The following is a 24,587-nucleotide window of genomic DNA, read 5'->3' as shown; positions in this document are numbered from 1 at the left end:
TCTGCTATTCGTCTTTCGGCTGGTCGCCGTTATCCGCCGCGTTTTTCTTCTTGCGGAACTTGCCCCAAATCTTGCCTTCCTGCCCGCGCCACAGGCGCTGAATATTGTCGTGATGCCGCATCAGGATCAGACAGGAGAGCATCGCCACCGGGAAGGTGAACTGCGGTTTGAACCACCAGACGTAGAACGGGGCGATCAGCGCGCTGACGATGGCGCCGAGCGAAGAGTAGCCGCTGAGCAGCACCGTCAGCAGCCAGGTGCCGGTCATCAGGCCGGTCAGATCCCAGCCGATAGGCGCGATGGCGCCAAACGCCGTCGCCACGCCTTTGCCGCCGCGGAAGTGGAAGAACACCGGATAGATGTGCCCCAGACAGGCGGCGATCGCCGTCAGGCCGAGGTACAGCGGCGGCACATCGAGTTTGTAGGCCAGCCAGACCGGCAACATCCCTTTCAGAATATCGAACACCAGCACCGCCGCCGCCGCCAGCCGGCCGCCGATGCGCAGGACGTTGGTCGCCCCGGGATTTCCTGAGCCATGCTCACGCGGATCCGGCAGCCTGGCGATCCGGCAAACCAGGATCGCACTGGAAATCGAGCCGCACAGATACGCGAAGATAATCATGCCAAGCGCGGTAGCACTCATAACGCGGTTCCGTTTAATAATGGTCGTTTTACTCGCAACATCTATGGATAATACGCACATTCCGCTGGAAGTGGTATCCGGCAAGGCCAAAAACAGAGAATGACGTGATGGATATCGTATTTATTGAAGAGCTTACCGTAATTACCACCATTGGCGTTTATGAGTGGGAACAGGGCATTCGTCAGAAGCTGGTGTTCGATATCGAAATGGGCTGGGATAACCGACCGGCCGCCGCCAGCGACGACGTAACTGACTGTCTGAGCTATGCCGACGTCAGCGACGCCGTGATCCAGCACGTGGAGTCGAACCGTTTTGCGCTGGTGGAACGAGTGGCGGAGGAAATATCTGAAATTTTGCTTCAGCGCTTCAATTCCCCCTGGGTCCGTATTAAGGTCAGCAAACCGGGCGCTGTAGCACATGCCAGCCGGGTCGGCGTGATCATTGAGCGCGGCACTCGTCCCGCATGATTTTATGTCATTTGCTTGCAACGAAAGGCCGTTAACCTGGTCTTAATCCTGAGAATTGTTTTAGCGGCATTGTCTTTAAACATTGCCGCTTTTTTATGTGATAGCCGTTATTTTATGGGGTGAGCGAAGCACATGGCAGACATGCATTCATTGTTTATTGCGTTTGTTCTTGGGGTCGTCGAGGGATTAACCGAGTTTCTGCCGGTGTCTTCCACCGGGCATATGATCATCGTCGGCGAGTGGCTGGGCTTTACCGGCGACAAAGCCAAAACCTTTGAAGTCATTATCCAGCTGGGGTCAATCCTGGCCGTGGTGGTGATGTTCTGGCGCCGGTTGTTCGGCCTGATCGGCATTCATTTCGGCGGCAAGCCGGTGGAGCATGAAGGCAAAACCAGCGGTCAGCTGAAGCTGGGGCACATCCTGCTGGCGATGATCCCGGCGGTGGTGCTGGGCCTGGCCTTCCATGATTTCATCAAGTCGCTGTTTGCGCCGAAAAACGTGATGTACGCGTTGGTGGTCGGCGGCCTGCTGCTGCTGGCGGCGGAATGGTTGAAGCCGAAGAAACCGAGCGCGGAAGGGCTGGATGACATCACCTACCGCCAGGCGTTCATGATCGGCTGCTTCCAGTGTCTGGCGCTGTGGCCGGGCTTCTCCCGTTCGGGTTCCACCATCGCCGGCGGCATGCTGGTGGGTGTGAACCGCTATGCGGCCTCCGAGTTCTCCTTCATCCTGGCGGTGCCGATGATGATCGGCGCCAGCGGCCTGGATCTGTACAAGAGCCTGCACTTCCTGACCTGGGGCGATCTGCCGATGTTCGCCGTCGGTTTCATCACCGCCTTCGTGGTGGCGCTGATTGCGATCAAGACCTTCCTGTCGCTGATCAAACGCATCTCGTTTGTGCCGTTCGCCATCTACCGTTTTATCGTGGCGGCCGTGGTTTACATGGTGTTCCTGTAAGCCTCTATGCCAGGAAAAACCCCGCTCAGCGGGGTTTTTTTATGCCTGATCGTTGATGATGGTTTGGCTGCGCTTCCACTCGGCCAGCGCCTGTTGGCGGCGGCGTTTGAGCTCGTCGCGGATCGCGGTACCCTGCAGCCCGCTGGCCACCACCTCTTTGATCGATACCGCGTTCGCTACCTGATACGCCTGGCGCAGATAGTCGCCCTGCGGATAAGGGTTCTCCTCAAAGCCGGTGCGGCCGCGCGCGTCCGCTTCGCTGGTCAGGATCATCTGCTCCAGCCGCTGCGGCTTGCGCCAGACGTCGATGGCGTCGAACAACTTCAACAGGGTCTCCGGCCGCAGCTTGTTCACGGTGTGGATCAAATCATGGTACTCCGCCACCAGCTTGCTCAGATCGCGCACCGGGTTGGGCACCCGCAGCCGTTGGCACAGCGCTTCGACCAGCCGCACGCCCGCCGGGCCGTGGCCGTGGTGATGCGGCCAGAACTCTTTTGGCGTCAAGCCCTTGCCGAGGTCATGACACAGGGTGGCGAAGCGTACGTCCACCTCGGGCGTGAGGCGGGCGGCGATCGCCAGCGCCATCAGCGTATGTACGCCGGTATCGATCTCCGGGTGCCACTTGGCGGGGGCCGGCACGCCGAACAGCGCGTCGATTTCCGGGAACAGCACCGCCAGCGCCCCGCAGTCGCGCAGGACCTGAAAATAGACCTGCGGGCTCTGGCTCTGCAGCGCCTTTTCGGTTTCCTTCCAGACGCGTTCGGCGGTCAGCGCGGCCAGTTCACCGCTGTGCGCCATCTGGCGCATCAAAGCCAGCGTTTCGTCGGCGATGCGAAAACCCAGATGGGCGAAGCGGGCATTGAAGCGCGCCACGCGCAGTACGCGCAGCGGATCTTCGCCGAAAGCGTCGGAAACGTGGCGCAGCACGCGCGCCTGCAGATCGGCCACGCCGCCATAAGGGTCAATCAGCTCCCCCTCGGCGGAACGGGCGATGGCGTTGAGGGTCAGATCGCGCCGCAGCAGATCTTCTTCCAGCGTCACGTCCGGCGCGGCATAGCAGGTAAAGCCGGTGTATCCCTGGCCGGATTTGCGCTCGGTGCGCGCCAGCGCATACTCCTCGTGAGTATCGGGATTGAGGAACACCGGAAAATCTTTGCCGACCTGCTGGTAACCCAACGCCAGCAGCTCTGCCGGCGTGGCGCCCACCACCACCCAATCATGATCGACCACCGGAATGTTGAGCAGGCTGTCGCGAACGGCGCCGCCGACCAGATAAATCTGCACTGTTGACTCCTGAATATCGTGTAAGGCTCTGTCTATCAGATTACATGAATTGGCCGTGGGATGTCGGCACCAATGAAAAGGGCGCCCGCAGGCGCCCATACTCAAACTGAACGATACTGAGATCAGTTCATCCAGCGATTGTTGTTTTTGCGGCGAGGGATCAGGTGCGGCAACAGTAGGCCCAGCAGCAAACCGACGCCGGCGACGCCGCCGCCGTACATGAACCACTGCAGGATAATGGTGCGCTGTTTGTCGTCGAGCTGCAGGTTAACGGCGTTCACCTTCTTCTGCGCGACCACCAGCTGGTTTTTCAGATCCTGGTTTTCCTTCTGCAGGCTGCTGATGGTGCTGTCGCTGCCCGCGACTTTTTCCTGCATTTCCGAGGTGCGCTGGTTCCAGGTGTTATCGATGTTGGCCAGCTTGTCGGTCAGGGTTTTCACCTGTTGTTCCAGCTCCGGCACGCGGGTGCGCAGGCTTGGCGTCTGGCTGAGCTGATCGAGCGGGATCCAGGTGGTGCGGCCTTTCGGATCGCGGATTTGGCCGTAGTTGGTGCTGTCGTTGACGCTCAGCAGGGTGACTTCTTCACCGGCGTTCAGAGTGCCGACAATACGGTACTGATTACCTGGGCCGCTATGGACGTAAGTGCTTAACTCATCGGAGATATAGCGTTTATCTTCGGCATGTGCGGCCCAAGTGATGCTGAAGCTCAGCGCGGCAAGGCAAATCAGGCGTAATTTCTGCATTAGTTCATCGTTTCTGGGTGAATTTATGGAACGATAGTAGAGCGTTCAGTCTGACGACGCAACGCCAAAACCGGAATGAGAACTATCTTACTGTGGCTGATTCTGTGAGTTGCGCAGCGTTTTATAACGTAACAGGTTTTTTCTACAGTCAGCAGGGTTAAGGCGCCGGAAATCGCGGTAAGATAATGGCAACTGTGCGTCATTGGGCAGCATGCGGCGGACCGAGCGCGCCGCGCTGAAACAGACGTGAATGCGTAACTTATTGGTGTTAAAGAATTATGACCGTTGAAATTGAACTGAAATTCATCGCCGCGCCAGAAGCGGTGGCCGCGTTGCCGCAATGGCTCGCCGCCTGGCCGCATCAGCATTCCGCGCCGCAAAAGCTGACCAACATTTACTTCGAAACGGCCGACAACTTCTTGCGCAGTCACGATATGGGGCTGCGCATTCGCGGTTTTGACGATCGCTATGAAATGACCATCAAAACCGCCGGTAAAGTGGTGGCCGGCCTGCATCAGCGCCCGGAATACAACGTCGCTATCGCCGAGCCGCAGCTGGCGTTGGCGCAGTTCCCTGCCGACATCTGGCCGCAGGATTGCGATATCACGGCGCTGCAACAGGCGTTGCAGCCGCTGTTCCGTACCGACTTCGCTCGTGAAAAGTGGGTGGTTACTTACGGCCAAAGCGAGATCGAGATTGGCCTGGATCAGGGTGAGGTGCGCGCCGGCGATCTCAGCGAAGCCCTGAGCGAGATCGAACTGGAGCTGCTGAACGGCAACACCGCCGATCTGCTGGCGTTGGCCGGCGAGCTGGCGGCGCATGGCGGGCTGCGGCAGGGCAGCCTGAGCAAGGCGGCGCGCGGCTACCATCTGGCGCAGGGTAATCCACCGCGCGAGGTGCGCCCGCTGCGGGTGCTGAAGCCGGCGGCGAAGGCGACCGTGGAGCTGGGAATGATCGCCGCCTTCGAGCTGGCGCTCAGCCACTGGCAGTATCATGAAGAGCTGTGGCTGCGCGGCGATGCGCAGGCGCGCGCTGCGGTCATCGAGGCGGTCGGCACGATCCGCCAGGCGTTGGTGATCTTCGGCGGCCTGGTGCCGCGCAAGGCCAGCGCCGATCTGCGCGCCCGCCTGACCGAGCTCGAACCGCTGTTGGCGGACAAAGCCGCGCAACCCGAGAGCCTGTGCTACAGCGCCGCTTATCTACAATGTAAGTTGGCACTCACATCATGGCTGGTGAGCGGCGCCTGGCGGCCGTTTATCGACGCCAAAGCGCAGGCCAAGCTGGACGGTTCTTTCAAACGCTTCAGCGATATCATGCTGGGACGCAGCGGCGCCGAGCTGAAAGAAGCCTTCAGCCGTACGCTGAACGAAGATGAATATCAGGAACAATTGCCGCGCCTGACGCGTCAGATTGCGGCGCTGATCCTGCTGTCGGGCGCCTACCCCGACGAGCAGACCGGGCCTTATATCGACGCCTGGCGCGAGCTGCAGGCGGCGCTGAGCGAGCGCCGCCAGGGCTGGTATGAAGCCAGCCGCAAACAGGCCTTATCGCATGCGCCATTCTGGTTAAACGGCGCGCTTCGTTAATCCAGCCGGCCCGCCAGCCGTGGGCCGCAGAACGGGTCATACACTATGTCGCCACTTTCAGCCGCGTTGCAGGCTCAGGCACAGCAGGTTGTGCAGCGTTTTCAGGAAGTTCACGGCGCAGACTGCGCCTTTAGCGAGCAAGAGCAGTGGGTGCTGGCGTCGAGCGATTTCGTCAGCGACGCGCTGCTCGCCCAGCCGGCCTGGTTGGCGACGCTGCGCGAACAGCCGCCGGCGCCCGGCGAGTGGCAACACTACGCCGCCTGGCTGCAGGACGAACTGGAAGAGGTGCGCGATGAAGCGCAGCTGATGCGCACGCTGCGTCTGTTTCGCCGCGAAATGCTGGTGCGCATCGCCTGGGCGCAGGCGCAGGGGCTGTGTTCGACCGAAGAAACGCTGCTGCAGCTGAGCGGATTGGCGGAAACGCTGATCGTCAGCGCGCGCGACTGGCTGTACCAAACCTGTTGCCGCGAGTGGGGCACGCCGTGCAACGCCGCCGGCGAACCACAGCCGCTGCTGATCCTCGGCATGGGCAAGCTGGGCGGCGGCGAGCTGAACTTCTCGTCGGATATCGATCTGATCTTCGCCTACCCGGAAAACGGCCAAACCCAGGGCGGGCGGCGCGAGCTGGACAATGCCCAGTTCTTCACCCGCCTCGGCCAGCGGCTGATCAAAGCGCTGGATCAGCAGACCATCGACGGCTTCGTCTATCGCGTGGATATGCGGCTGCGGCCGTTCGGCGACAGCGGCCCGCTGGTGATGAGCTTTGCGGCGCTGGAGGATTACTACCAGGAGCAGGGGCGCGACTGGGAACGTTATGCGATGGTGAAGGCGCGCCTGATGGGCGGGGCGGAAGACGCTTACAGCCAGGAGCTGCGCAAAACCCTGCGGCCGTTCGTGTTCCGTCGCTATATCGATTTCAGCGTCATTCAATCATTGCGCAACATGAAGGGCATGATCGCCCGTGAAGTGCGGCGGCGGGGCCTGAAGGATAACATCAAGCTGGGCGCCGGCGGCATTCGCGAAATCGAGTTTATCACTCAGGTGTTTCAACTGATCCGCGGCGGCCGCGAGCCGGCGCTGCAGGGGCGTTCGCTGCTGCCGACGCTGCAGGCGGTGGGAGAACTGGGGCTGCTGGAGAACGAGCAGGTGCGGGCGCTGAGCGCCGCTTACCTGTTCCTGCGGCGGTTGGAGAACCTGCTGCAGGCGATCGGCGATCAGCAAACCCAGACGTTGCCGCAGGATGTGCTCGATCAGGCGCGGCTGGCTTACGGCATGGGGCTGGCGGATTGGGCGGCGCTGATGGCGGCGTTGGACGCACATATGCAGGCGGTGCGTGCGGTGTTCGACGACCTGATCGGCGACGATAGTCCGGATGTCGGCGAAGATCCCGACTATCAGCACTACCACAGCCTGTGGCAGGACGCGCTGGAGGAGAACGAGCTGGCGCCGCTGACGCCGCACCTCGATGAAGAGGGGCGCCGACAGATGCTGCGCACCATCGCCGATTTCCGCCATGACGTCGACAAGCGCACCATCGGCCCGCGCGGCCGCGACGTGCTCGATCAGCTGATGCCGCGCCTGCTGGCGGAGGTGTGCCCACGGCAGGACGCGCCGACCGCGCTGGTGCGGCTGGCGCAGCTGCTGCTGAGCATTGTCACCCGTACCACCTACCTCGAGCTGCTGGTGGAGTATCACGCGGCGCTCAGCCATCTGATCCGCCTGTGCGCCGCGTCGCCGATGGTCGCAAACCAACTGTCGCGTTACCCGCTGTTGCTGGACGAACTGCTGGATCCGGCCACGCTGTATCAGCCGGTGGCGCTGGACGCCTATCGCAGCGAGCTGCGTCAGTACCTGCTGCGGGTGCCGGAAGACGACGAAGAGCAAAAGCTGGAGGCGCTGCGCCAATTCAAACAGGCGCAGCAGCTGCGCATCGCCGCGGCGGATATCGCCGGGGCGCTGCCGGTGATGAAAGTGAGCGATCACCTGACTTACCTGGCTGAGGCGATCATCGACGCGGTGGTGCAACAGGCCTGGAGCGACATGGTGGCGCGCTACGGCCAACCGACCCATCTGCAGGAGCGCGAAGGGCGCGGCTTTGCGGTGATCGGCTACGGCAAGCTGGGCGGCTGGGAGCTGGGCTACAGTTCCGATCTCGATCTGGTGTTCCTGTTGGATTGCCCGCCGGAGGTGATGACCGACGGCGATCGCTGCATCGACGGCCGTCAGTTCTATCTGCGGTTGGCGCAGCGGGTGATGCATCTGTTCAGCACCCGCACCTCCTCCGGCATTCTGTATGAAGTGGACGCGCGCCTGCGGCCTTCCGGCGCTGCGGGGATGCTGGTCAGCACCGTCGAGGCGTTCGCCGACTACCAGCAAAACGAAGCCTGGACCTGGGAGCATCAGGCCCTGGTGCGTGCGCGCATCGTACATGGCGATCCGGCGCTGCATCAGCAGTTCGACGCGATCCGGCGCGAGATCCTGTGCAAAACGCGCGATGCGGAGGTGCTGAAGCGTGAAGTGCGCGAGATGCGCGAAAAGATGCGCAACCATCTCGGCAACAAACAGCGCGATCTGTTTGATATCAAAACCGATGAGGGCGGCATTACCGACATCGAATTTATCGCCCAATATCTGGTCTTACGCTATGCGCCGGGCGAACCGCGCCTGACGCGTTGGTCGGACAACGTGCGCATCTTCGAGCTGATGGCCAATTACGACATCATGCCGGAAGAGGAGGCGCGCGCGCTGACCCAGGCCTATGTCACCATGCGCGACGAGATCCACCATCTAGCGCTGCAGGAGCATTCTGGCAAGGTCGGCAGCGAGCAGTTCGCCGCCGAGCGTGAGCAGGTGCGCGTCAGCTGGGCCAAATGGCTGGATTAATACCTTTTTGCGGGTATTCCGGCGGTCTGTGGTAATATCTGCGCCACTAAAATTTTGTTCTTTTTTGGAGTTATCGGATGAAAGTTACGCTGCCTGATTTTCGCCGCGCCGGTGTGCTGGTGGTCGGTGACGTCATGTTGGATCGCTATTGGTATGGGCCGACCAGCCGCATTTCACCGGAAGCCCCGGTGCCGGTGGTCAAGGTCGATACCATCGAAGAGCGTCCCGGCGGCGCGGCTAACGTGGCGATGAACATCGCTTCGCTGGGGGCAACGTCCCGCCTGGTGGGCCTGACCGGCATCGACGATGCGGCGCGGGCGCTGAGCGCCAAGCTGAATGAAGTCAACGTGCGCTGCGACTTCGTCTCGGTGCCGACCCATCCGACCATCACCAAGCTGCGCGTGCTGTCGCGTAACCAGCAGCTGATCCGTCTCGACTTCGAAGAAGGCTTCTCCAACGTCGATCCGCAGCCGATGCTGGAGCGCATTCAGCAGGCGCTGCCGCAGATCGGCGCGCTGGTGCTGTCCGATTACGCCAAGGGCGCGCTCAGCCAGGTGCAGGGCATGATCCAATTGGCGCGCGCCGCCAAAGTGCCGGTGCTGATCGATCCGAAAGGTTCTGATTTTGAACGCTATCGCGGCGCGACGCTGCTGACGCCGAACCTGTCCGAATTTGAAGCGGTGGTGGGCCATTGCAAGGATGAGGCGGAACTGGTGGAACGCGGCATGAAGCTGGTGGCGGATTTCGAGCTGTCGGCGCTGCTGGTCACCCGTTCCGAGCACGGCATGACGCTGCTGCAGCCTGGCGTTGAGCCGCTGCACTTGCCGACCCAGGCGCAGGAAGTGTTCGATGTGACCGGCGCCGGCGACACCGTGATCGGCGTGCTGGCCGCCTCGCTGGCCGCCGGCAACTCGCTGGAAGAGTCCTGTTTCCTGGCCAACGCCGCCGCCGGCGTAGTGGTGGGCAAACTCGGTACGTCCACCGTGTCGCCTATCGAGCTGGAAAACGCGGTGCGCGGCCGTGCCGAAACCGGTTTTGGCGTGATGACCGAAGCGCAGTTGAAACACGCCGTGGCGCAGGCGCGCCAGCGCGGCGAGAAAGTCGTGATGACCAACGGCATCTTCGACATTCTGCATGCCGGCCACGTTTCCTATCTGGCCAACGCTCGCAAACTGGGCGATCGCCTGATCGTGGCGGTGAACAGCGATGCGTCGACCAAGCGTTTGAAAGGGGAAACACGCCCGGTCAACGCGCTGGAGAATCGCATGATCGTGCTGGGCGCGCTGGAAGCGGTGGATTGGGTGGTGCCGTTCGAAGAAGACACGCCGCAGCGTCTGATTGCCGACATTCTGCCGGATCTGCTGGTGAAAGGCGGTGATTACAAACCGGAAGAGATTGCCGGCAGTGCGGAAGTGTGGGCCAACGGCGGCGATGTCAAAGTGCTGAACTTTGAAGACGGCCTGTCGACCACCAACATCATCAAAGCGATCAAAGACGGGCGCGGCTAACGCCGGGCGACGTAAAGAACAAGGGCGCGCGGTGCGCGCCCTTGGCGGGAATTACTCGTCTTCCTGTTTGGCCGCCGGCGCCGCGCTCAGTTTACTTTCCAGCTCGGCCATGCGCTGTTCCAACAGCGCGAGCTTCTCGCGGGTGCGCAGCAGCACCTGAGTCTGTACGTCGAACTCTTCGCGGTTAACCAAATCCAGGCGGGTAAGCTGCGACTGCAGTACCTGACGGATTTTTTTCTCAACGTCTTCCCCGAATTCACGAACGCCTTTAGGCATGGACTCATGAACCTGGCGTGCGATTTGTTCGATTTTTTTCGGGTCAATCATGGCGTATCCCTTTCAGAGTTTAATAGCTGCCGCTTAGTGTAATGCGAGTTGCCCGCCGGATAAACCATTAAGCGCATTCGCCGTGCGTGGCCGAATTGTGCTTTTGCCAATTGCCCTGCCTACCCATTAGCGTTATAGTCATCCTGCTTATTCTCAGGGCGGGGTGAAAGTCCCCACCGGCGGTAAATCACCTTCTACGGTGAAAGCCCGCGAGCGCTCAGCCAGCCTGTAAAGGCCGGTTAGAGGTCAGCAGATCCGGTGTAATTCCGGGGCCGACGGTTATAGTCCGGATGGGAGAGAGTAACGGTATCTGCCGGGCTTGCGCCCGCTTGCGTTATTTTTTTAGCTATTGTTAGCTACTCCTCAAGATCGCCCTGGTTCTGGTAATCCATAATTTTTAATGAGGTTTTTTACCATGAATCAGACGCTACTTTCAGACTTCGGCACGCCGACAGAACGCGTTGAACGCGCGATCGACGCACTGCGCAACGGGCGCGGCGTGATGGTGCTCGATGATGAAAATCGTGAAAACGAAGGTGATATGATCTTCGCCGCGGAAACCATGACCGTTGAGCAGATGGCGCTGACCATTCGCCACGGCAGCGGTATCGTGTGCCTGTGCATCACCGAAGAACGCCGTCAGCAGCTTGAGCTGCCGATGATGGTGACCAACAACTCCAGCCAGTTCCAGACCGCCTTCACCGTGACCATCGAAGCGGCGCAGGGCGTGACTACCGGGGTTTCCGCTTCCGATCGCCTGACCACCATCCGTGCGGCGGTGGCAGACAGCGCCAAGCCGAGCGACCTGAACCGTCCGGGCCACGTATTCCCGCTGCGCGCGCAGCCGGGCGGCGTGCTGAGCCGCCGCGGTCACACCGAAGCGACCATCGATCTGGTCTCCATGGCCGGCTTCAAACCTGCTGGCGTGCTGTGTGAACTGACCAACGACGATGGCAGCATGGCGCATGCGCCGGAAGTGATCACCTTCGCCAAACAGCACGACATGGTGGTGCTGACCATCGAAGATCTGGTGGCCTACCGCCAGGCGCACGAGAAAAAAGCCAGCTGATAGCCGGCCGCTTTCAACGATAAAAAAAGCCGCTCAACGCGGCTTTTTTTTGTGGCTACTGTTTTGACAGGTGTTCGCCGATGCGGCTGGCGTAATTCATCACGTGGAAGGTGTAGTTCTCCTCTACCGTACCCTGGAACAGATGCGCCCAGGGGCCGATGGCGTAGATGCCGAGATCTTCCCCGCCGTGCGTCTCACTTTTCAGCGGCACCAGCGCTGGCTGAATAAAGTCGGGCGCAGTGGCCTGCTCCATGGTCAATGCCGGGCGCTCGGTCAATGGGATTGTGCCGCCGGGGCCGTTGGCGAAGCCGACGGTGGTGTAAGGCTTGCCGTCGCTGCCCAGCCGCGGTTTGCCGTCGACGCCGACGGAAATGCCGAGGATGGGATTACCTCGCTTGGCATAGCCGGCAATGGTCAGCGTGTGGCTGTGATCGCCGGTTACGATCACCAGGGTCTCGTCCAGATTGACCTTGTCGACGATGGTTTTCACCGCTTCGTTCAGCGCGACCGCGTCGCTCAGCGTGCGGTAGGCGTTACCGTTATGGCTGCCGTGATCGATGCGTCCGCCCTCCACCAACAGCAGGTAGCCTTCGGGATTCCTGGCCAAAATATCGATGGCCTTGCCGGTCATTTCCGCCAGCGAAGGCTCTCCCGCCGCGTCTTGCCGCCGATCGTGCTCGAAGTTCATGTGCGACGGTTCGAACAGGGCCAGCAGGTGGTCGACTTTGGCCGGATCGATTTTGTCGAACTGCGCTTGATTCCATACGTATTGCCCACGCTCGCCGTAGCGTTGCAGCCAGGCCTGCGTCAGGTCGCGGCCATCCTTTCTGGCGCCTTTCTTGTCGGGGTATTCCGGATCGCTCACGCCGTCGGGCAGGAAGTTGGCGCGCCCACCGCCCATCGCCACGTTCAGGCCGTTGCCGTATTTCATTTCCACCAGCTGGCGTGCGATGTCGCGGCAGCCTGCGGCCAGAGCATCCGCCGGCATTTTGGCGTCGGATTCCCAGTCGCGGTTGGCGATATGGGCATAGGTGGCGCCCGGCGTGGCGTGGGTAATGGTCGCGGTCGTCACGGCGCCGGTGGACATGCCGAGCGTTGCGGCCATCTCCCACAGCGTGGTGACGGCCTTGGTTTGCTGGTCTTCGCAATTGTTGAGGGCGGCCGTATGGTTGAGGCCCATCAGATCGTTGATGGTTTTGACACCGGTGGTCATCGCCACCGCGCTGGGCGCGGAGTCGGTGATTTGGGCGTCGGCGGAATAGGTTTTGGCCGCCGCCAGATAGGGGAACGCTTCCCAGGCCAGCACGTTGGATTCGCCGTCCACGCCGCGCTGCTGCCCTTCAAAAATGCGAGCGGCGGTCACGGTGGAAAACCCCATGCCGTCGCCGACCACCAGAATGACGTTTTTGGCGCGGTTGGTGTTTGGTGTTTGCTTCAGCCGCTGTTGCAGCTGAGTTTGCGCCTGAAGGAAATAAGGGTCTTCGCGCTGCGTCAGCTGCGCTTTGTCCGCCGCGCCGACGGCTGCCGTTGCGGTGGCCAGCAAGGTCATGGAAAGCGCCAGGCGGGTTGCCAGTCTGAGTCTGAACATGAATTCCTCCTTGGTGAGACGTGATTCCCGTAGCGCCGACGGGCTGCCAACACCCTGTCGACTGAAAGAGGAGTGTATCGACTGCGTTAACAAAAAATACATAAATTGTTCACAAATTAGATCTGTGTGGCAGTAATGCCATGGTATTCACAGAATTTATTAATTAATTGAAAAGTATGTGTTTTTTAACTTTCTGTTGGTCGGTGCATTTTTGCGCTTTTTAATTCAAATTTATTGAAGATCATCATCACGGTTATCCGGCTGTGTTGCTGCGGCAAAGCGCGTAATGTAACGCCATAGCACAATTTGAACTAAGGATCCCCCTATGAACACCTCTCGTATGCCGGCACTGTTCCTGGGCCATGGTAGCCCGATGAACGTGCTGGAAGACAACCGCTACACCCGGGCATGGCGTGCGTTGGGTGAGTCATTGCCGCGCCCGAAGGCGATCGTGGCGGTTTCCGCGCATTGGTACACCCGCGGCACTGCGGTCACCGCGATGGAAAAACCCAAAACCATTCACGACTTCGGGGGGTTCCCGCAGGCGCTGTTTGATACCCGCTATCCGGCGCCGGGCTCTCCCACGCTGGCCGCGCAGCTGCAGCAAATCCTGGCGCCGGTGCCGGTAACGGCGGATCTCGGCGAGTGGGGATTGGATCACGGTACCTGGGGCGTATTGATCAAAATGTATCCCGATGCTGATATTCCGGTGGTGCAGCTCAGCGTCGACGGCACACATCCGGCGGCCTATCACTATGAGCTGGGCCGCAAACTCGCCGCGCTGCGGGACGAGGGCGTGATGATCGTCGCCAGCGGTAACGTGGTGCACAACCTGCGCATGGTGAAATGGCAGGGCGATACCAGCGCCTACCCGTGGGCGGAATCATTCAATAACTTTGTCCGGGATAACCTGCGTTATCGGGGCGATAACCATCCGCTGGTGGATTTCATGCGCCATGAGGGGGCGGCGCTGTCGAATCCGACGCCGGAACACTATCTGCCGTTGCTGTATGTGCTTGGCGGTTGGGATGGAAAAGAGGCCATCAGCGTGCCGATCGATGGTATCGAAATGGGGGCGCTGAGCATGCTGTCGGTACAGGTGGGATAAAGAAAAAACGCCAGTCTCTGACTGGCGTTTTTGCCTTCAGCGGTGCGATCAGCCGAGGATGGTGTGCGGATAGAAGCGCGACAGATCCTGCGTGATCAGTTCGCGATCTTCGCGCAGGCCGATACCGCAAGGTTGATCGTTCACCAGCCAGCTGCCGATCAGCGTGTAGCTGTCTTCGAACTTCGGCAGCGGATGGAACTGCTGCACGATCATGCCTTCTTCGCCGTACGGCCCATCGACGCGCGCCACTTCCTGACCGTTTTCGACGATCTGGATATTGGCGCCTTCGCGTGAGAACAGCGGCTTGGTGACGTAATGATCCATCGGCGGATGATCGTCTTGCGCGAAATAAGCCGGCAGCAGGTTAGGGTGGTTCGGGAACATTTCCCACAGCAGCGGCAGCAGCGCCTTGTTGGAGATGATGCTCTTCCAGGCCGGCTCCAGCCAACGCACGCCGGCGTCTTCCAGCTTGGTGGAGAACATCTCGCGCAGCATGAACTCCCACGGGTAGAGCTTGAACAGGTTGCCGATCACCTGGTCCTGCAGATCGGTGAACTGGCCTTTCTCGCCAAGGCCAATGTCTTCCATGAACAGGAATTCGGTCGGCAGACCGGCTTCCTGCGCGCAGTCCTGCAGATATTGCACCGTGCCGCGATCTTCTTCGCTGTCCTGGCAGCACGCCAGGTGCAGCAGACCGAAGCCGTGGTGCGCTTTCAGCTCGGCGAAACGCTCGATCAGCTTCTCCTGCAGGCTGTTGTACTGATCCGATTGCGGATCCAGCTTGCCGGCGTTGATCTGGTCTTCCAGCCACAGCCACTGGAAGAAGGCCGCCTCATAGAGTGAGGTCGGCGTATCGGCGTTGTTCTCCAGCAGCTTCGGCGGGTTGACGCCGTCGTAGGCCAGATCGAGACGCGAATACAGCGACGGCTGGTTGGTGCGCCAGGAGCTGCGTACGAACTCCCAGGTGTGTTTCGGGATGCAGAACTTGGCCATCAGCTCGTCGCTGGCGACCACTTTCTCCACCACCTGCAGGCACATCTGGTGCAGCTCGGCGGTGGCGCTTTCGATCTCTTCAATCTGCGCCAGCGTGAACTGGTAATAGGCGTCTTCACACCAGTACGGCTCGCCGTACATGGTGTGGAAACGGAAACCGAACTCGGTCGCTTTTTCGCGCCAGTCCGGGCGCTCGGTAATGGCAATACGTTTCATGCATCAACCGCCCATGCTGCGAGAGCTGGAGTTGGAGGTAGCGCTGCTGCGCTGCATGCTGGTCTGTTTGGCCACGGTCTCGCCGAAGCCGCCGCGGGTCACGGTGTTGGTGACCGCAGGCTTTGGCGCCATCGCGGTTTTCGGCACCGTCATGGTGCGGCCGCCGGCGGTGGCCGGGCCGTAGCTCTTGCCGCTAGCGTCGACAAATTTGCCGTTCGCCGGGCTGGCGGCGTTCTTGGAGGTGAACAGCGGCTGCTGCGCGAAGCCGGAACCGCCCATCAGGCGGCCCATCATGTAGCCCGCCATCAGCGGCATCCAGAAGCTGCCGCTGCTTTGCGATTCCGCCGCCATGCCGGCCTGCGCCGGGGCCGGCGCCTGAGTGCACTGCGCTTCGCCGAATTCGGCGACGCAGTCCTCGCGGGTCGCGTATTTAGGCGCGGTTTTCGCCGCTTCTTTCAGGGCGTTGTTGTAGGCGGTGGTGCACTGCTCGCTCATCGAAGGGTTGGCGCGCGAACAGTCATCGGCATTCTGATACAGGGAGACCGTTTCATCGCTCTTCTCGCAGCCGGCCAGCATAAAGACGGCGCTGATCGCCAAGGCCACGGGCGCGACACGGTAGCTGCGCCAGGATTTGCGGAACGTCTCTTGGTTGATGTTTTTTGTCCGTTTCATCGTTATCAATCCCATCATGCGGGCTGTTTTCGCCCTTTCCCAGTAGTGGCGCTAAGGATAGGGGAAACATGGTCAAAATTAAAGCTGAAACGCCCGCAGAAGCCACTCTTTACGCAGTTATACGTTGGGGTGTGCGCCAGTTCGCTTTCACGGCGAAAAAACGCGCGTTGGCGTTTCATCATGAAACGTTAGCGCTATGATGATGTTCCATAATGGAACAAAAATCGCGAGGCTCGCCAGGTGGACGGCAGGCGCTCATAGTCGAAGCACAACAACAAGCCGGCGGCGAAGTCGGCGCGTCATCACCTGATATCTGAACGTTACCATCGCCAATTCCCTACAAGGATCCGGTTATGTTGAGAATCATCCAGTCACCAGGCAAATACATTCAGGGCGCCAATGCGTTGGCCGCCGTCGGCGAATACGCCAAATCCCTCGCCGATCACTATTTCGTGATCGCTGACGACTTCGTGATGCAGCTGGCGGGCGACACCCTGATGGGCAGCCTGCAACAGCACGGCGTGAAGCATCATGCGGCCCGCTTCAACGGCGAGTGCTGCCGTAAAGAGATAGACCGGCTCGGCCGCGAGCTGCAGGCCCACGGTTGCCGCGGCGTGATCGGCGTCGGCGGCGGCAAGACGCTCGACACCGCCAAGGCCGTCGCACACTACCAACGGCTGCCGGTGGTGCTCATCCCCACCATCGCCTCCACCGATGCGCCGACCAGCGCGCTGTCGGTTCTCTACACCGAACAGGGCGAATTCGCCGAATACCTGATTTACCCGCGCAACCCGGACATGGTGGTGATGGACAGCGCCATCATCGCCAAAGCGCCGGTGCGCCTGCTGGTGGCGGGCATGGGCGACGCGCTCTCCACCTATTTCGAGGCGCAGGCCTGCTTCGACGCGCAGGCTACCAGCATGGCCGGCGGCAAATCGACGCTGGCGGCGCTCAGCCTGGCGCGGCTGTGTTATGACACGCTGCTGGCCGAAGGGGTGAAGGCCAAACTGGCGGTCGAGGCCGGCGTGGTGACGGAAGCGGTGGAACGCATCATCGAAGCCAATACTTACCTGAGCGGCATCGGCTTCGAGAGCAGCGGATTGGCGGCGGCGCACGCCATTCACAACGGCTTCACGGTGCTGGAGGAGTGCCACCACCTGTATCACGGCGAGAAAGTGGCGTTCGGCACCCTGACGCAGCTGGTGTTGCAGAACAGCCCGATGGCGCAGATTGAGACCGTGCTGGCGTTTTGCCACAGCATCGGCTTGCCGATCACGCTGGCGCAGATGGGCGTCGCCGGCGATGCGACGGCGAAGATGATGGCGGTGGCCGAGGCCAGCTGCGCCGCCGGCGAAACCATTCACAACATGCCGTTCGAGGTCACCCCCGCCAGCGTGCAGGCGGCGATCCTGACGGCGGATCGGCTGGGCGCTGCCTGGCTGCAGCGTCATTGATACCCTTGGGGCGCGGTGCGCCGCGCCCCTGTTCTTACAGAGGAAACCATCGTGAAAAAACTGATCAATCAGGTCGAGTCGGTGTTGGAAGAGCAGTTGCAGGGGCTGGCGGAAGCCCATCCCGAGCTGCTGGTGCACGCGGATCCGGTGTTCGTGACCCGCGCCGACGCGCCGGTGGCGGGCAAGGTGGCGATCCTGTCCGGCGGCGGCAGCGGCCACGAGCCGATGCACTGCGGTTTCGTCGGTGAAGGGATGCTCGACGGCGCCTGTCCGGGCGAGATTTTCACCTCGCCGACGCCGGATAAAATGTACGAATGCGGTCAGGCGATCGACGGCGGCGCCGGCGTATTGCTGCTGATCAAAAACTACACCGGCGACGTGCTCAACTTCGAAACCGCCACCGAGCTGCTGCACGACAGCGGCGTCGCGGTGGCGACGGTGCTGGTGGATGACGACGTGGCGGTCAAAGACAGCCTGTTCACCGCCGGGCGGCGCGGGGTGGCCAACACCGTGCTGATGGAGAAACTGTTGGGCGCCGCAGCGGCGCGCGGCGACGACCTGGACAGCGTGGTGACGCTGGGGCATCGCATCAACAACCACGGGCATTCGATCGGCATTGCGCTGGGCGCCTGTACCGTCCCGGCCGCCGGCAAGCCGTCGTTCACCCTGGCGGAGAACGAGATGGAGTTCGGCGTCGGCATTCACGGCGAGCCGGGTATTGCGCGCCGCCCGTTCACCACGCTCAATGCGGCGGTGGATGACATGTTCCATACGCTGATCGACCACGGTCACTATCAGCGCACGATCCGCGTCTGGGATCGTCAGCAGGGCGAGTGGCGCGACGAGATGCAGACCAAGCAGCCGCTGACGCGCGGCGATCGGGTGATCGCGTTGGTCAACAACCTGGGTGCCACGCCGCTGTCCGAACTGTACGGTGTGTACCATCGGTTGGCGGAACGTTGCGCCGAGGCGGGCATCATCATCGAACGCAACCTGGTGGGCGCTTACTGCACCTCGCTGGATATGCAAGGCGTGTCCATCACGCTGTTGAACGTGGACGACGAGCTGTTGTCCTTGTGGGATGCGCCGGTGAAAACGCCTGCGCTGCGTTGGGGTTGCTGAGGAGGAATCATGGCGTTGACCAAACAACAGGTCGTCGATTGGCTGATGCGTTGCGGCGAAGTATTCAGCCGGGAGCGCGATTTTCTGACCCAGCTGGACACCGAGATCGGCGATGCCGACCACGGTCTGAACATGAACCGCGGTTTCAATAAGGTGGTGGAAAAGCTGCCGTCGGTGGCGGACAAAGACATCGGTTTTATCCTGAAAAACACCGGCATGACGCTGCTGTCGAGCGTAGGCGGCGCGAGCGGCCCGCTGTTCGGCACCTTCTTCATCCGCGCGGCGCAGGCGGCGAACGCCAAGCAAAGCCTGGATCTGACGGAGCTGCATCAGGTAATGCAGGAAGGGGTTGAAGGCGTGGTGATGCGCGGCAAAGCGGAGCCGGGCGACAAGACCATGTGTGACGTTTGGTGGCCGGTGGTGGCGAGCCTCGATCAGTCCGCGCAGCAGAACCTGAGCGTGGCGGAGGCGTTGCAGCGCGCCGCCGACAGCGCCGAGCGGGCGGTGGAGAGCACCATCACCATGCAGGCGCGCAAGGGGCGGGCCAGTTACCTGGGCGAGCGCAGCATCGGCCACCAGGATCCCGGCGCCACTTCGGTGATGCTGATGATGAAAACGCTGGCCGAGGTCGCCGGCAGTTAGCAGGAGGCGAGATGATTAATATCGTGGTGGTTTCGCACAGCGCGTTGCTGGCGCGCGGCGTTGAGCAGTTGGCGCGGCAGATGATGCGTGGCGACGGCTGCAAGCTGGCGCTGGCGGCGGGCGTGGATGACGAGGAGCACCCGATCGGCACCGACGCGGTCAAGGTCATGGAGGCTATTGAATCGGTCGCCGACGGCGATGGCATTCTGGTGCTGATGGATTTGGGCAGCGCGCTGCTCAGTGCGGAAACCGCGCTCGATCTGCTGGATCCGGAGTTGGCCGCCAAGGTGCGGCTTTGCGCCGCGCCGCTGGTCGAAGGCACGCTGGCGGCGGTGGTGGCCGCCAACTCCGGCGCTTCGCTGGAGCAGGTGGTGGCGGAGGCGCAGGGCGCGCTGCAGGCCAAGCAGGCGCAGCTGGGCGAAGGCTCACCGGCCGCGAAGAACGCGGCTTTGCCGCTGGCGCAGGGCAAAAGCATAACCTGGACGGTGCAGAACCCGCACGGGCTGCACGCGCGCCCGGCGGCGCGGCTGGTCGAGGCGCTGGCGCCGTTCAAGGCCGAGCTGGTGCTGGAAAAACAGGGGCAGTGCGTCGATCCGCGCAGCCTCAATCAGCTGGCGCTGCTGCAGGTGCGTCACGGCGACACCATTCGCCTGATCGCCGACGGCGCGCAGGCGGACGAAGCGCTGGCGGCGTTCAAGGCGCTGGCGGAGCAACACTTCGGCGAGACGGTCTCCGAGCGGCAGCAGCCTTCGCTGCATGGCATCCCGGTGGCGGAAAGCGTCACCAGCGGGCCGGTGTTTCAGGCCCGCAGTTTCTGGCCGCCAGCCGCCGATCGACGGATTGGCGCGGACGAGGTGTTGGGCGAACAGCAACGCCTGCGGGAGGCGCTGCAGCAAACGTTGAGCGATCTGAACCGGCTGGCGGAGCGCACCGGCACGCTGATCGGCAAGCCGCAGGCGGCGATCTTCGGCGCTCACAGCATGCTGCTGGACGACCCGGATCTGCAGCAGGCGGCTTACACTCGCATTGCGCAGCAGCTGTGCAGCGCCGAGCAGGCCTGGCGACAGGTGCTGGAGGCGATCGCCGAAGAGTACCGCGAGCTGGATGACGACTACATGCGGGCGCGCGAACTGGACGTGCGCGACATGCTGCGCCGCACGCTGTGCCATCTAGAGGGGCAGGCGCTGCCGGCCATCGCGCTGGCAGAACCGTCGATACTGGTGATGGACGAGCTGATGCCCTCAGAGGTGGTGATGCTCGACCGCCGGCTGGTGCTCGGCATCTGCCTGAGCGGCGGCAATGCCCTGTCGCACAGCGCCATTTTGGCGAAGGCGATGGGCATTCCGATGGTGGTCGGCATGCAGGATTGCCTGAGCAAAACCCGCAGCGGGCAGAAAGCGATGTTGGACGCCGCGCGCGGGGTGTTGCAGCTCAGCCACTAAGCGCGCAGCTTGAACTGGCGGATGTCGATCCCGTGCTGTTTGATCTTCCGCCACAGGGTGGTGCGGCCGATGCCCAGCAGCTGCGCCATCTCCGCCAGCTGGCCGCGGCTGACGGTCGCCGCGCGGAGGATCGCCTGGCGCTCCATGTCCGTCAGCGTCAACAGCGGCGCGCCGGGCTGCGGATCGCTCTCCAGCAGCGACGGCTGGCCGAGCAGGTGCGCCGGCAGATCCGCCAGCTGGATGTGGTGGCCGTGGCAGATCATCGCCGCGCGCTCCACCACCCCTTTCAGTTCCAAATCGTTGCCCGGCCACAGGTAGAGCGCCAACTGGGTCATCACTTCGTCATCCACCCGAAAGCGGCACTGAAAATGCTGCTCCAGCGTGCGCAGATGGTGTTTGACCAGCAGCGGAATATCGCTCAGCCGCTGACGCAGCGGTGGGATCTGGAGCTCGAACGCCTGCAGGCTGTAAAACAGCTGGCGGCGGAAGCGGTTTTGCTGCACCAGCAGCGGCAGATCGGCGGCGCTGCCGGCGATCACCCGCACATCGACCGGGATCACCCGGCTGGAATTGAGGCGGATCACTACGCCGGTTTTCAGCACCTGCAGCAGCGCCGACTGCATCTCCGCCGGCAGGTATTCGATCTGTTCGAGGTACAGCGTGCCGCCGTTGGCCAATTCGAATTTGCTGAGCTGACCGGCCTCTTCTTCGCTGGCGTCGCTGCCCAGCAGTTCACGCAGCCCCTGCGCCTGCGGCAGCAGCTGGCAGTTGAGGGCGATATACGGCCCGGCGGCGCGTTCGCCGGCGTTGTGGATGGCCTGGCTGAGCAGCTCTTTGCCGACGCCTTCCTCCCCGCGCAGCAGGATCGGATGCTGGCCTTTGGCCGCCTGCTGCCCATAACGGATCAGCCGCCGCATCTCCAGCGAGGCGGAGGGCATCTGCTCGAAGCTGTGGCTGACGCGCCCCAACTGGCTGCTGACATACTGGCGCAACCGCTCGAGCGGGTGCAGCAGGGCGATGAAACTGCAGCGATCGCCGTCGAAAATCGGCTTTAGCGTCAGCAAGGCGGCGATAAACTGCCGCTGACTTTCGAAGGTGACCTCGACGTGTTGCAGCGGTTGCTGATCGGCGATGGCGCGTTTGAGTAGGGCTGGCAGCGTCAGCAGTTGCGCCAGCGGTTTGCCCTGGCTCTGCTGTTCGTCCAGCTTCAGCAGGCCGGCGGCGCGTTGGTTGATGTATTGCAGGTAGCCGCGGTGATCCCAGGCCATCACGCCGTCGTCCACGCCGTCCAGCAGGCCGTAAAGCTGATTCAGATGACGGTTGGACTCCGCCAGCAGGCCGTCGGCGTTCAGTGAATTGCCGATTTCGCGGGCGATGGCCAGCGTCAGCGACAAATCGCCGGCGGCGCAATCGGCCAGCAGGCAGCCCAACGCGATCGAGCCGCGCTGACGGCCGCTGTTGTCGTAAACCGGCGTGGCGCAGAACGACCAGCCGTGCAGCGCCCGGCGCACATGTTCTTCACCGCTCACTCGCACCGGATGGCCTTCCGCCGCCGCCAGCGCCGGGGCGTTGGTGCCGATCTGCCCCTCTGCCCAATAAGCGCCGGGGGCGAACCCCAATTGCTGCAAATGCTCCCAGGTTTGGGCGTCGCCGCAGTGCCACAGCATGCAGCCGCTCTCGTCGAGGATCATCAGCAGGCAGCGGCGCGGCTCCATGTATTCGCAGGCGTCTTCCAGCGCCGCCTGGCCGAGCGTCAGCAGGTCGTTCTTGCGGCGACAAATCGATTCGAAGGTGGCGCCCTGCGCGCGGTGAGGCGCTTGCCAGACCTCGGGCTGCATCAGGCTGCGGCAGCGCAGCCAGGAGGCGTAAACCGCCTGCGTCGGGCGCAGTGGCGGCGGCAGTTCGCCGTCGTTAATCAAACGCTGCCAACGTGAATCGTTGTCCATCGAACCTCATCCAGACTGCGAAAACGAGAGTGACGATGATACCACCTGGCGCAGCGGCGGCTGTGAGGCGGTGGGCAGAAGCGGGGAAATGGGGCAAAAAAAACGGGGTGCGGCGCAGGCCGAACCCCGTGTTTATCAACGTGCGCGCATCAGTTGCGGAATGGGTTACCGCTGTTGCGAACCGGCTGCGGCTGGCTGACGGCTGGCGCGGCAGCGCGGGTAGCGGTTGGCGCAGGCGCGGCGACCTGTTGCATCGGCGCGTTGTCCTGATAGCCGTCCGCGTAGGCGTCCTGAGCACGGTTCTGCGGCGCGACGGCGTCAGGTGCGGTCGACACCGGTTTGCCCAGTGCGCCGTTCAGCGTCAGCAGATCGTTCTGGTTCAGCGTGCCGAGCGCCGACTTGATGTTCAGCTGGTTGATCAGGTAGGTATAACGCGCGCTGGAAAGCTGCTGCTTGGCGTTATACAGGGTACTGGTGGCGTTCAGCACGTCGACGATGGTGCGGGTACCCACCTGGTAACCGGCTTCCATCGCATCCAGAGAGCTCTGCGCGGAGATCACCGCCTGTTTGTAGGCGTTGATGCTGCTGATCGAGGCGTTGACGTTGTTGAACGACGAACGCACGGTCTGCACCACGCCGCGGTGGGCGCTTTCCAGCTGCTCGCTAGCGCCGACAAAGCCGTACTGCGCCTGTTCCACCTGCGAGTTGGTTGCGCCGCCGCTGTACAGCGGCAGGCTGATCGAAACGCCCACCTGGTTTTGGCCGGCATCAGAATTGCTGTAACGGCTGGAGCTCAGCGTGTCGTGAGTGGCGGAACCGTTGTAACGGGTATTGGTGATCCCGGTCGACGCATTCAGGTTGACCGTTGGCATATAGCCGGTCTGCGCAGAGCGGATCTGCTCGCGCGCCAGGTCCTGGCTCAGACGGGCGGACAGCAGGCTCAGGTTGCGCGCTTCCGCTTCTTTCAGCAGGTTGTTCACCGCTTCCGGGCGCTGGGTGCTGAAGCGATCGGTATTCAGCGAGGCCAGCTCCGGATAGAAGGTGCCGGTGATCTGGCGCAGCGCTTCCAGCGCGTTGTCCAGGTTGTTGCGGGCGGTGACTTCGGCCGCCAGCACGGTGTCGTAGGAGGAACGGGCGTTCTGCACGTCGGTGATCGCCACCAGGCCTACGTTGAAGCGCTGGGTGGTTTGATCCAACGTACGGTAAACCGCTTGTTTGTTCGCCTGGGTATAGGAGAGCGTGTCAATGGCGCTCAGCACGTTGAAATAGGCGGTAGCGGTATTGAGGATCAGCTGCTGTTCCGCCGTCTGGAAGGTCACGTCGGAGATGCCGGCGGTCTTTTCCTGCAGCGTCAGCGCGCGCCATTTCGACATGTCGAAAATGGTTTGGGTCAGGCCGAGCGAAGCGCTGGTGACATTGCTGTTGACGCCGTTGCTGTCGCGATAGCCGTTATTGTAGTTGTAACCAGCGCTCAGGCCGAGCTGCGGCAGCAGCGGGCTGCGCGCTTCATTGATCTTTTCGAATGCGGCGTCGCGGTCAGCTGCACTTTTGCGCAGATCCGGGTTACTTTCCCTGGCCTGTTTGTAGACCTGCAGCAGGTTCTCTGCCTGGCTCATTGCACTGAAGCCGCCCAGGCTTAGTCCGATAAGAAGGGGGAGCAGTTTCTTCATTTGCATTCCTTGTTGTGCAGCAATATTGCTATGTTAGCGCTGACGATAGACGAAATAGTTGCCGATTCTAGCAGAGTCTGCGGTGCGCATCAGGTGGCTGAATGTGCCATCTCGCGCAACTTTTACCTTTCAGACCGCCTATTTACCTTGGCGTACTGCCCGGGTCGACTGCAGCTGATATTATGGCTGACAATCCGGATTGTTTCCCACTATTACATGCGAGCGCACAAACGTGCCGCATCCGGCGGCGAAAAACAGCCTAACATA

The 24,587-nt window shown here is 61.9% G+C and carries 21 protein-coding genes and 1 riboswitch; of the genes, 12 read left to right on the top strand and 9 right to left on the bottom strand.

From position 1 onward, the window contains the following. Positions 1-4: 4 nt before the first annotated feature. A complete protein-coding gene (plsY, locus tag ACRAWE_RS16995) occupies positions 5-643 on the bottom strand; it encodes a glycerol-3-phosphate 1-O-acyltransferase PlsY (RefSeq protein ID WP_025160108.1) in 639 nt (212 codons plus the stop codon). 107 nt (positions 644-750) lie between these two features. Here plsY and folB point away from each other — a divergent pair, with 107 nt between their 5' ends. Together folB and bacA are read left to right on the top strand one after the other, a co-directional pair. Continuing rightward, a complete protein-coding gene (gene folB, locus ACRAWE_RS16990) occupies positions 751-1,110 on the top strand; it encodes a bifunctional dihydroneopterin aldolase/7,8-dihydroneopterin epimerase (RefSeq protein ID WP_019453081.1) in 360 nt (119 codons plus the stop codon). 132 nt (positions 1,111-1,242) lie between these two features. Continuing rightward, on the top strand, positions 1,243-2,067 hold the full coding sequence (gene bacA, locus ACRAWE_RS16985) for an undecaprenyl-diphosphate phosphatase (RefSeq protein ID WP_025160107.1): 825 nt from the start codon (positions 1,243-1,245) through the stop codon (positions 2,065-2,067). Positions 2,068-2,106: 39 nt separating this feature from the next. On the opposite strand, the gene ACRAWE_RS16980 is transcribed toward bacA, so the two are convergent. Both ACRAWE_RS16980 and ACRAWE_RS16975 read right to left on the bottom strand, forming a co-directional pair. Further along, positions 2,107-3,351 (bottom strand): multifunctional CCA addition/repair protein, encoded by a 1,245-nt coding sequence (locus ACRAWE_RS16980; RefSeq protein ID WP_197667914.1) that lies wholly within the window; start codon positions 3,349-3,351, stop codon positions 2,107-2,109. Positions 3,352-3,473: 122 nt separating this feature from the next. Further along, positions 3,474-4,094 carry a TIGR04211 family SH3 domain-containing protein gene (locus ACRAWE_RS16975; protein ID WP_019453078.1) on the bottom strand — a complete coding sequence of 207 codons (621 nt, stop codon included), beginning with the start codon at positions 4,092-4,094 and terminating at the stop codon, positions 3,474-3,476. A gap of 278 nt (positions 4,095-4,372) precedes the next feature. Between ACRAWE_RS16975 and ACRAWE_RS16970 the strand changes: the two genes are divergently transcribed. The 3 genes from ACRAWE_RS16970 (at position 4,373) to hldE (ending at position 10,071) form a co-directional block, all read left to right on the top strand. Then, positions 4,373-5,680, top strand: a complete 1,308-nt coding sequence (locus ACRAWE_RS16970) for an inorganic triphosphatase (RefSeq protein WP_019453077.1) — start codon at positions 4,373-4,375, stop codon at positions 5,678-5,680. Positions 5,681-5,725: 45 nt separating this feature from the next. Then, positions 5,726-8,563: a bifunctional [glutamate--ammonia ligase]-adenylyl-L-tyrosine phosphorylase/[glutamate--ammonia-ligase] adenylyltransferase gene (gene glnE / locus ACRAWE_RS16965; RefSeq protein WP_432525640.1), complete on the top strand. Its 2,838-nt coding sequence runs from the start codon at positions 5,726-5,728 to the stop codon at positions 8,561-8,563. 77 nt (positions 8,564-8,640) lie between these two features. Next, positions 8,641-10,071, top strand: a complete 1,431-nt coding sequence (gene hldE / locus ACRAWE_RS16960; protein WP_019453075.1) for a bifunctional D-glycero-beta-D-manno-heptose-7-phosphate kinase/D-glycero-beta-D-manno-heptose 1-phosphate adenylyltransferase HldE — start codon at positions 8,641-8,643, stop codon at positions 10,069-10,071. 51 nt (positions 10,072-10,122) lie between these two features. Here hldE and ubiK read toward each other — a convergent pair whose 3' ends face one another. Beyond that, positions 10,123-10,398 carry a ubiquinone biosynthesis accessory factor UbiK gene (ubiK, locus tag ACRAWE_RS16955; RefSeq protein ID WP_004937216.1) on the bottom strand — a complete coding sequence of 92 codons (276 nt, stop codon included), beginning with the start codon at positions 10,396-10,398 and terminating at the stop codon, positions 10,123-10,125. Positions 10,399-10,543: 145 nt separating this feature from the next. Next, positions 10,544-10,704, top strand: a riboswitch (FMN riboswitch). Between the two features lie 109 nt (positions 10,705-10,813). Here ubiK and ribB point away from each other — a divergent pair. Continuing rightward, positions 10,814-11,467: a 3,4-dihydroxy-2-butanone-4-phosphate synthase gene (gene ribB, locus ACRAWE_RS16950; RefSeq protein ID WP_004937218.1), complete on the top strand. Its 654-nt coding sequence runs from the start codon at positions 10,814-10,816 to the stop codon at positions 11,465-11,467. Between the two features lie 55 nt (positions 11,468-11,522). Here the strand turns inward: ribB and ACRAWE_RS16945 are convergent, their stop codons facing one another. Further along, positions 11,523-13,055 carry an alkaline phosphatase gene (locus tag ACRAWE_RS16945; RefSeq protein WP_432525639.1) on the bottom strand — a complete coding sequence of 511 codons (1,533 nt, stop codon included), beginning with the start codon at positions 13,053-13,055 and terminating at the stop codon, positions 11,523-11,525. Between the two features lie 325 nt (positions 13,056-13,380). On the opposite strand from ACRAWE_RS16945, the gene ygiD reads away from it, so the two are divergent. After that, positions 13,381-14,163: a 4,5-DOPA dioxygenase extradiol gene (gene ygiD, locus ACRAWE_RS16940; protein WP_432525638.1), complete on the top strand. Its 783-nt coding sequence runs from the start codon at positions 13,381-13,383 to the stop codon at positions 14,161-14,163. A 48-nt stretch (positions 14,164-14,211) separates the two neighbouring features. Here the strand turns inward: ygiD and ACRAWE_RS16935 are convergent, their stop codons facing one another. Beyond that, positions 14,212-15,372 (bottom strand): glutathionylspermidine synthase family protein, encoded by a 1,161-nt coding sequence (locus tag ACRAWE_RS16935; RefSeq protein WP_019453073.1) that lies wholly within the window; start codon positions 15,370-15,372, stop codon positions 14,212-14,214. 3 nt (positions 15,373-15,375) lie between these two features. Beyond that, entirely contained in the window at positions 15,376-16,044 is a 669-nt protein-coding gene (locus ACRAWE_RS16930) for a DUF1190 family protein (RefSeq protein ID WP_019453072.1), read from the bottom strand. A 68-nt stretch (positions 16,045-16,112) separates the two neighbouring features. Between ACRAWE_RS16930 and ACRAWE_RS16925 the strand changes: the two genes are divergently transcribed. The 5 genes from ACRAWE_RS16925 to dhaM all read left to right on the top strand — a co-directional run bounded on the left by ACRAWE_RS16925 (position 16,113) and on the right by dhaM (position 20,704). Next, positions 16,113-16,244 carry a hypothetical protein gene (locus tag ACRAWE_RS16925; RefSeq protein ID WP_261799241.1) on the top strand — a complete coding sequence of 44 codons (132 nt, stop codon included), beginning with the start codon at positions 16,113-16,115 and terminating at the stop codon, positions 16,242-16,244. Positions 16,245-16,397: 153 nt separating this feature from the next. Next, positions 16,398-17,498: a glycerol dehydrogenase gene (locus tag ACRAWE_RS16920; RefSeq protein ID WP_197667910.1), complete on the top strand. Its 1,101-nt coding sequence runs from the start codon at positions 16,398-16,400 to the stop codon at positions 17,496-17,498. A 51-nt stretch (positions 17,499-17,549) separates the two neighbouring features. Then, positions 17,550-18,620, top strand: a complete 1,071-nt coding sequence (gene dhaK / locus ACRAWE_RS16915) for a dihydroxyacetone kinase subunit DhaK (protein ID WP_019453070.1) — start codon at positions 17,550-17,552, stop codon at positions 18,618-18,620. Positions 18,621-18,629: 9 nt separating this feature from the next. Next, positions 18,630-19,262 carry a dihydroxyacetone kinase subunit DhaL gene (dhaL, locus tag ACRAWE_RS16910; protein WP_019453069.1) on the top strand — a complete coding sequence of 211 codons (633 nt, stop codon included), beginning with the start codon at positions 18,630-18,632 and terminating at the stop codon, positions 19,260-19,262. A gap of 11 nt (positions 19,263-19,273) precedes the next feature. Beyond that, complete coding sequence (dhaM, locus tag ACRAWE_RS16905) at positions 19,274-20,704, top strand: dihydroxyacetone kinase phosphoryl donor subunit DhaM (RefSeq protein ID WP_063918728.1); 1,431 nt, start codon at positions 19,274-19,276, stop codon at positions 20,702-20,704. Here the strand turns inward: dhaM and dhaR are convergent. Together dhaR and tolC are read right to left on the bottom strand one after the other, a co-directional pair. Next, a complete protein-coding gene (dhaR, locus tag ACRAWE_RS16900; RefSeq protein WP_432525636.1) occupies positions 20,701-22,650 on the bottom strand; it encodes a dihydroxyacetone kinase operon transcriptional regulator DhaR in 1,950 nt (649 codons plus the stop codon). The genes dhaM and dhaR overlap by 4 nt on opposite strands. A 149-nt stretch (positions 22,651-22,799) precedes the next feature. Beyond that, entirely contained in the window at positions 22,800-24,320 is a 1,521-nt protein-coding gene (gene tolC / locus ACRAWE_RS16895) for an outer membrane channel protein TolC (RefSeq protein WP_154747310.1), read from the bottom strand. Positions 24,321-24,587: the final 267 nt, after the last annotated feature.

Source organism: Serratia sp. BFP-2025 (assembly GCF_050880365.1).
Lineage (GTDB): Bacteria > Pseudomonadota > Gammaproteobacteria > Enterobacterales > Enterobacteriaceae > Serratia > Serratia surfactantfaciens.
This window is presented reverse-complemented; position numbering and strand designations above follow the sequence as displayed.

Coding starts and splice junctions, on each gene's coding strand:
- ACRAWE_RS16945 (WP_432525639.1), bottom strand. CDS start 13,055: ATGTTCAGACTCAGACTGGCAACCCGCCTGGCGCTTTCCATGACCTTG.
- ubiK (WP_004937216.1), bottom strand. CDS start 10,398: ATGATTGACCCGAAAAAAATCGAACAAATCGCACGCCAGGTTCATGAG.
- dhaL (WP_019453069.1), top strand. CDS start 18,630: ATGGCGTTGACCAAACAACAGGTCGTCGATTGGCTGATGCGTTGCGGC.
- plsY (WP_025160108.1), bottom strand. CDS start 643: ATGAGTGCTACCGCGCTTGGCATGATTATCTTCGCGTATCTGTGCGGC.
- hldE (WP_019453075.1), top strand. CDS start 8,641: ATGAAAGTTACGCTGCCTGATTTTCGCCGCGCCGGTGTGCTGGTGGTC.
- ACRAWE_RS16975 (WP_019453078.1), bottom strand. CDS start 4,094: ATGCAGAAATTACGCCTGATTTGCCTTGCCGCGCTGAGCTTCAGCATC.
- ACRAWE_RS16925 (WP_261799241.1), top strand. CDS start 16,113: ATGGTCAAAATTAAAGCTGAAACGCCCGCAGAAGCCACTCTTTACGCA.
- ACRAWE_RS16920 (WP_197667910.1), top strand. CDS start 16,398: ATGTTGAGAATCATCCAGTCACCAGGCAAATACATTCAGGGCGCCAAT.
- glnE (WP_432525640.1), top strand. CDS start 5,726: ATGTCGCCACTTTCAGCCGCGTTGCAGGCTCAGGCACAGCAGGTTGTG.
- bacA (WP_025160107.1), top strand. CDS start 1,243: ATGGCAGACATGCATTCATTGTTTATTGCGTTTGTTCTTGGGGTCGTC.
- folB (WP_019453081.1), top strand. CDS start 751: ATGGATATCGTATTTATTGAAGAGCTTACCGTAATTACCACCATTGGC.
- ACRAWE_RS16930 (WP_019453072.1), bottom strand. CDS start 16,044: ATGAAACGGACAAAAAACATCAACCAAGAGACGTTCCGCAAATCCTGG.
- dhaM (WP_063918728.1), top strand. CDS start 19,274: ATGATTAATATCGTGGTGGTTTCGCACAGCGCGTTGCTGGCGCGCGGC.
- ygiD (WP_432525638.1), top strand. CDS start 13,381: ATGAACACCTCTCGTATGCCGGCACTGTTCCTGGGCCATGGTAGCCCG.
- ribB (WP_004937218.1), top strand. CDS start 10,814: ATGAATCAGACGCTACTTTCAGACTTCGGCACGCCGACAGAACGCGTT.
- ACRAWE_RS16970 (WP_019453077.1), top strand. CDS start 4,373: ATGACCGTTGAAATTGAACTGAAATTCATCGCCGCGCCAGAAGCGGTG.
- tolC (WP_154747310.1), bottom strand. CDS start 24,320: ATGAAGAAACTGCTCCCCCTTCTTATCGGACTAAGCCTGGGCGGCTTC.
- ACRAWE_RS16935 (WP_019453073.1), bottom strand. CDS start 15,372: ATGAAACGTATTGCCATTACCGAGCGCCCGGACTGGCGCGAAAAAGCG.
- dhaR (WP_432525636.1), bottom strand. CDS start 22,650: ATGGACAACGATTCACGTTGGCAGCGTTTGATTAACGACGGCGAACTG.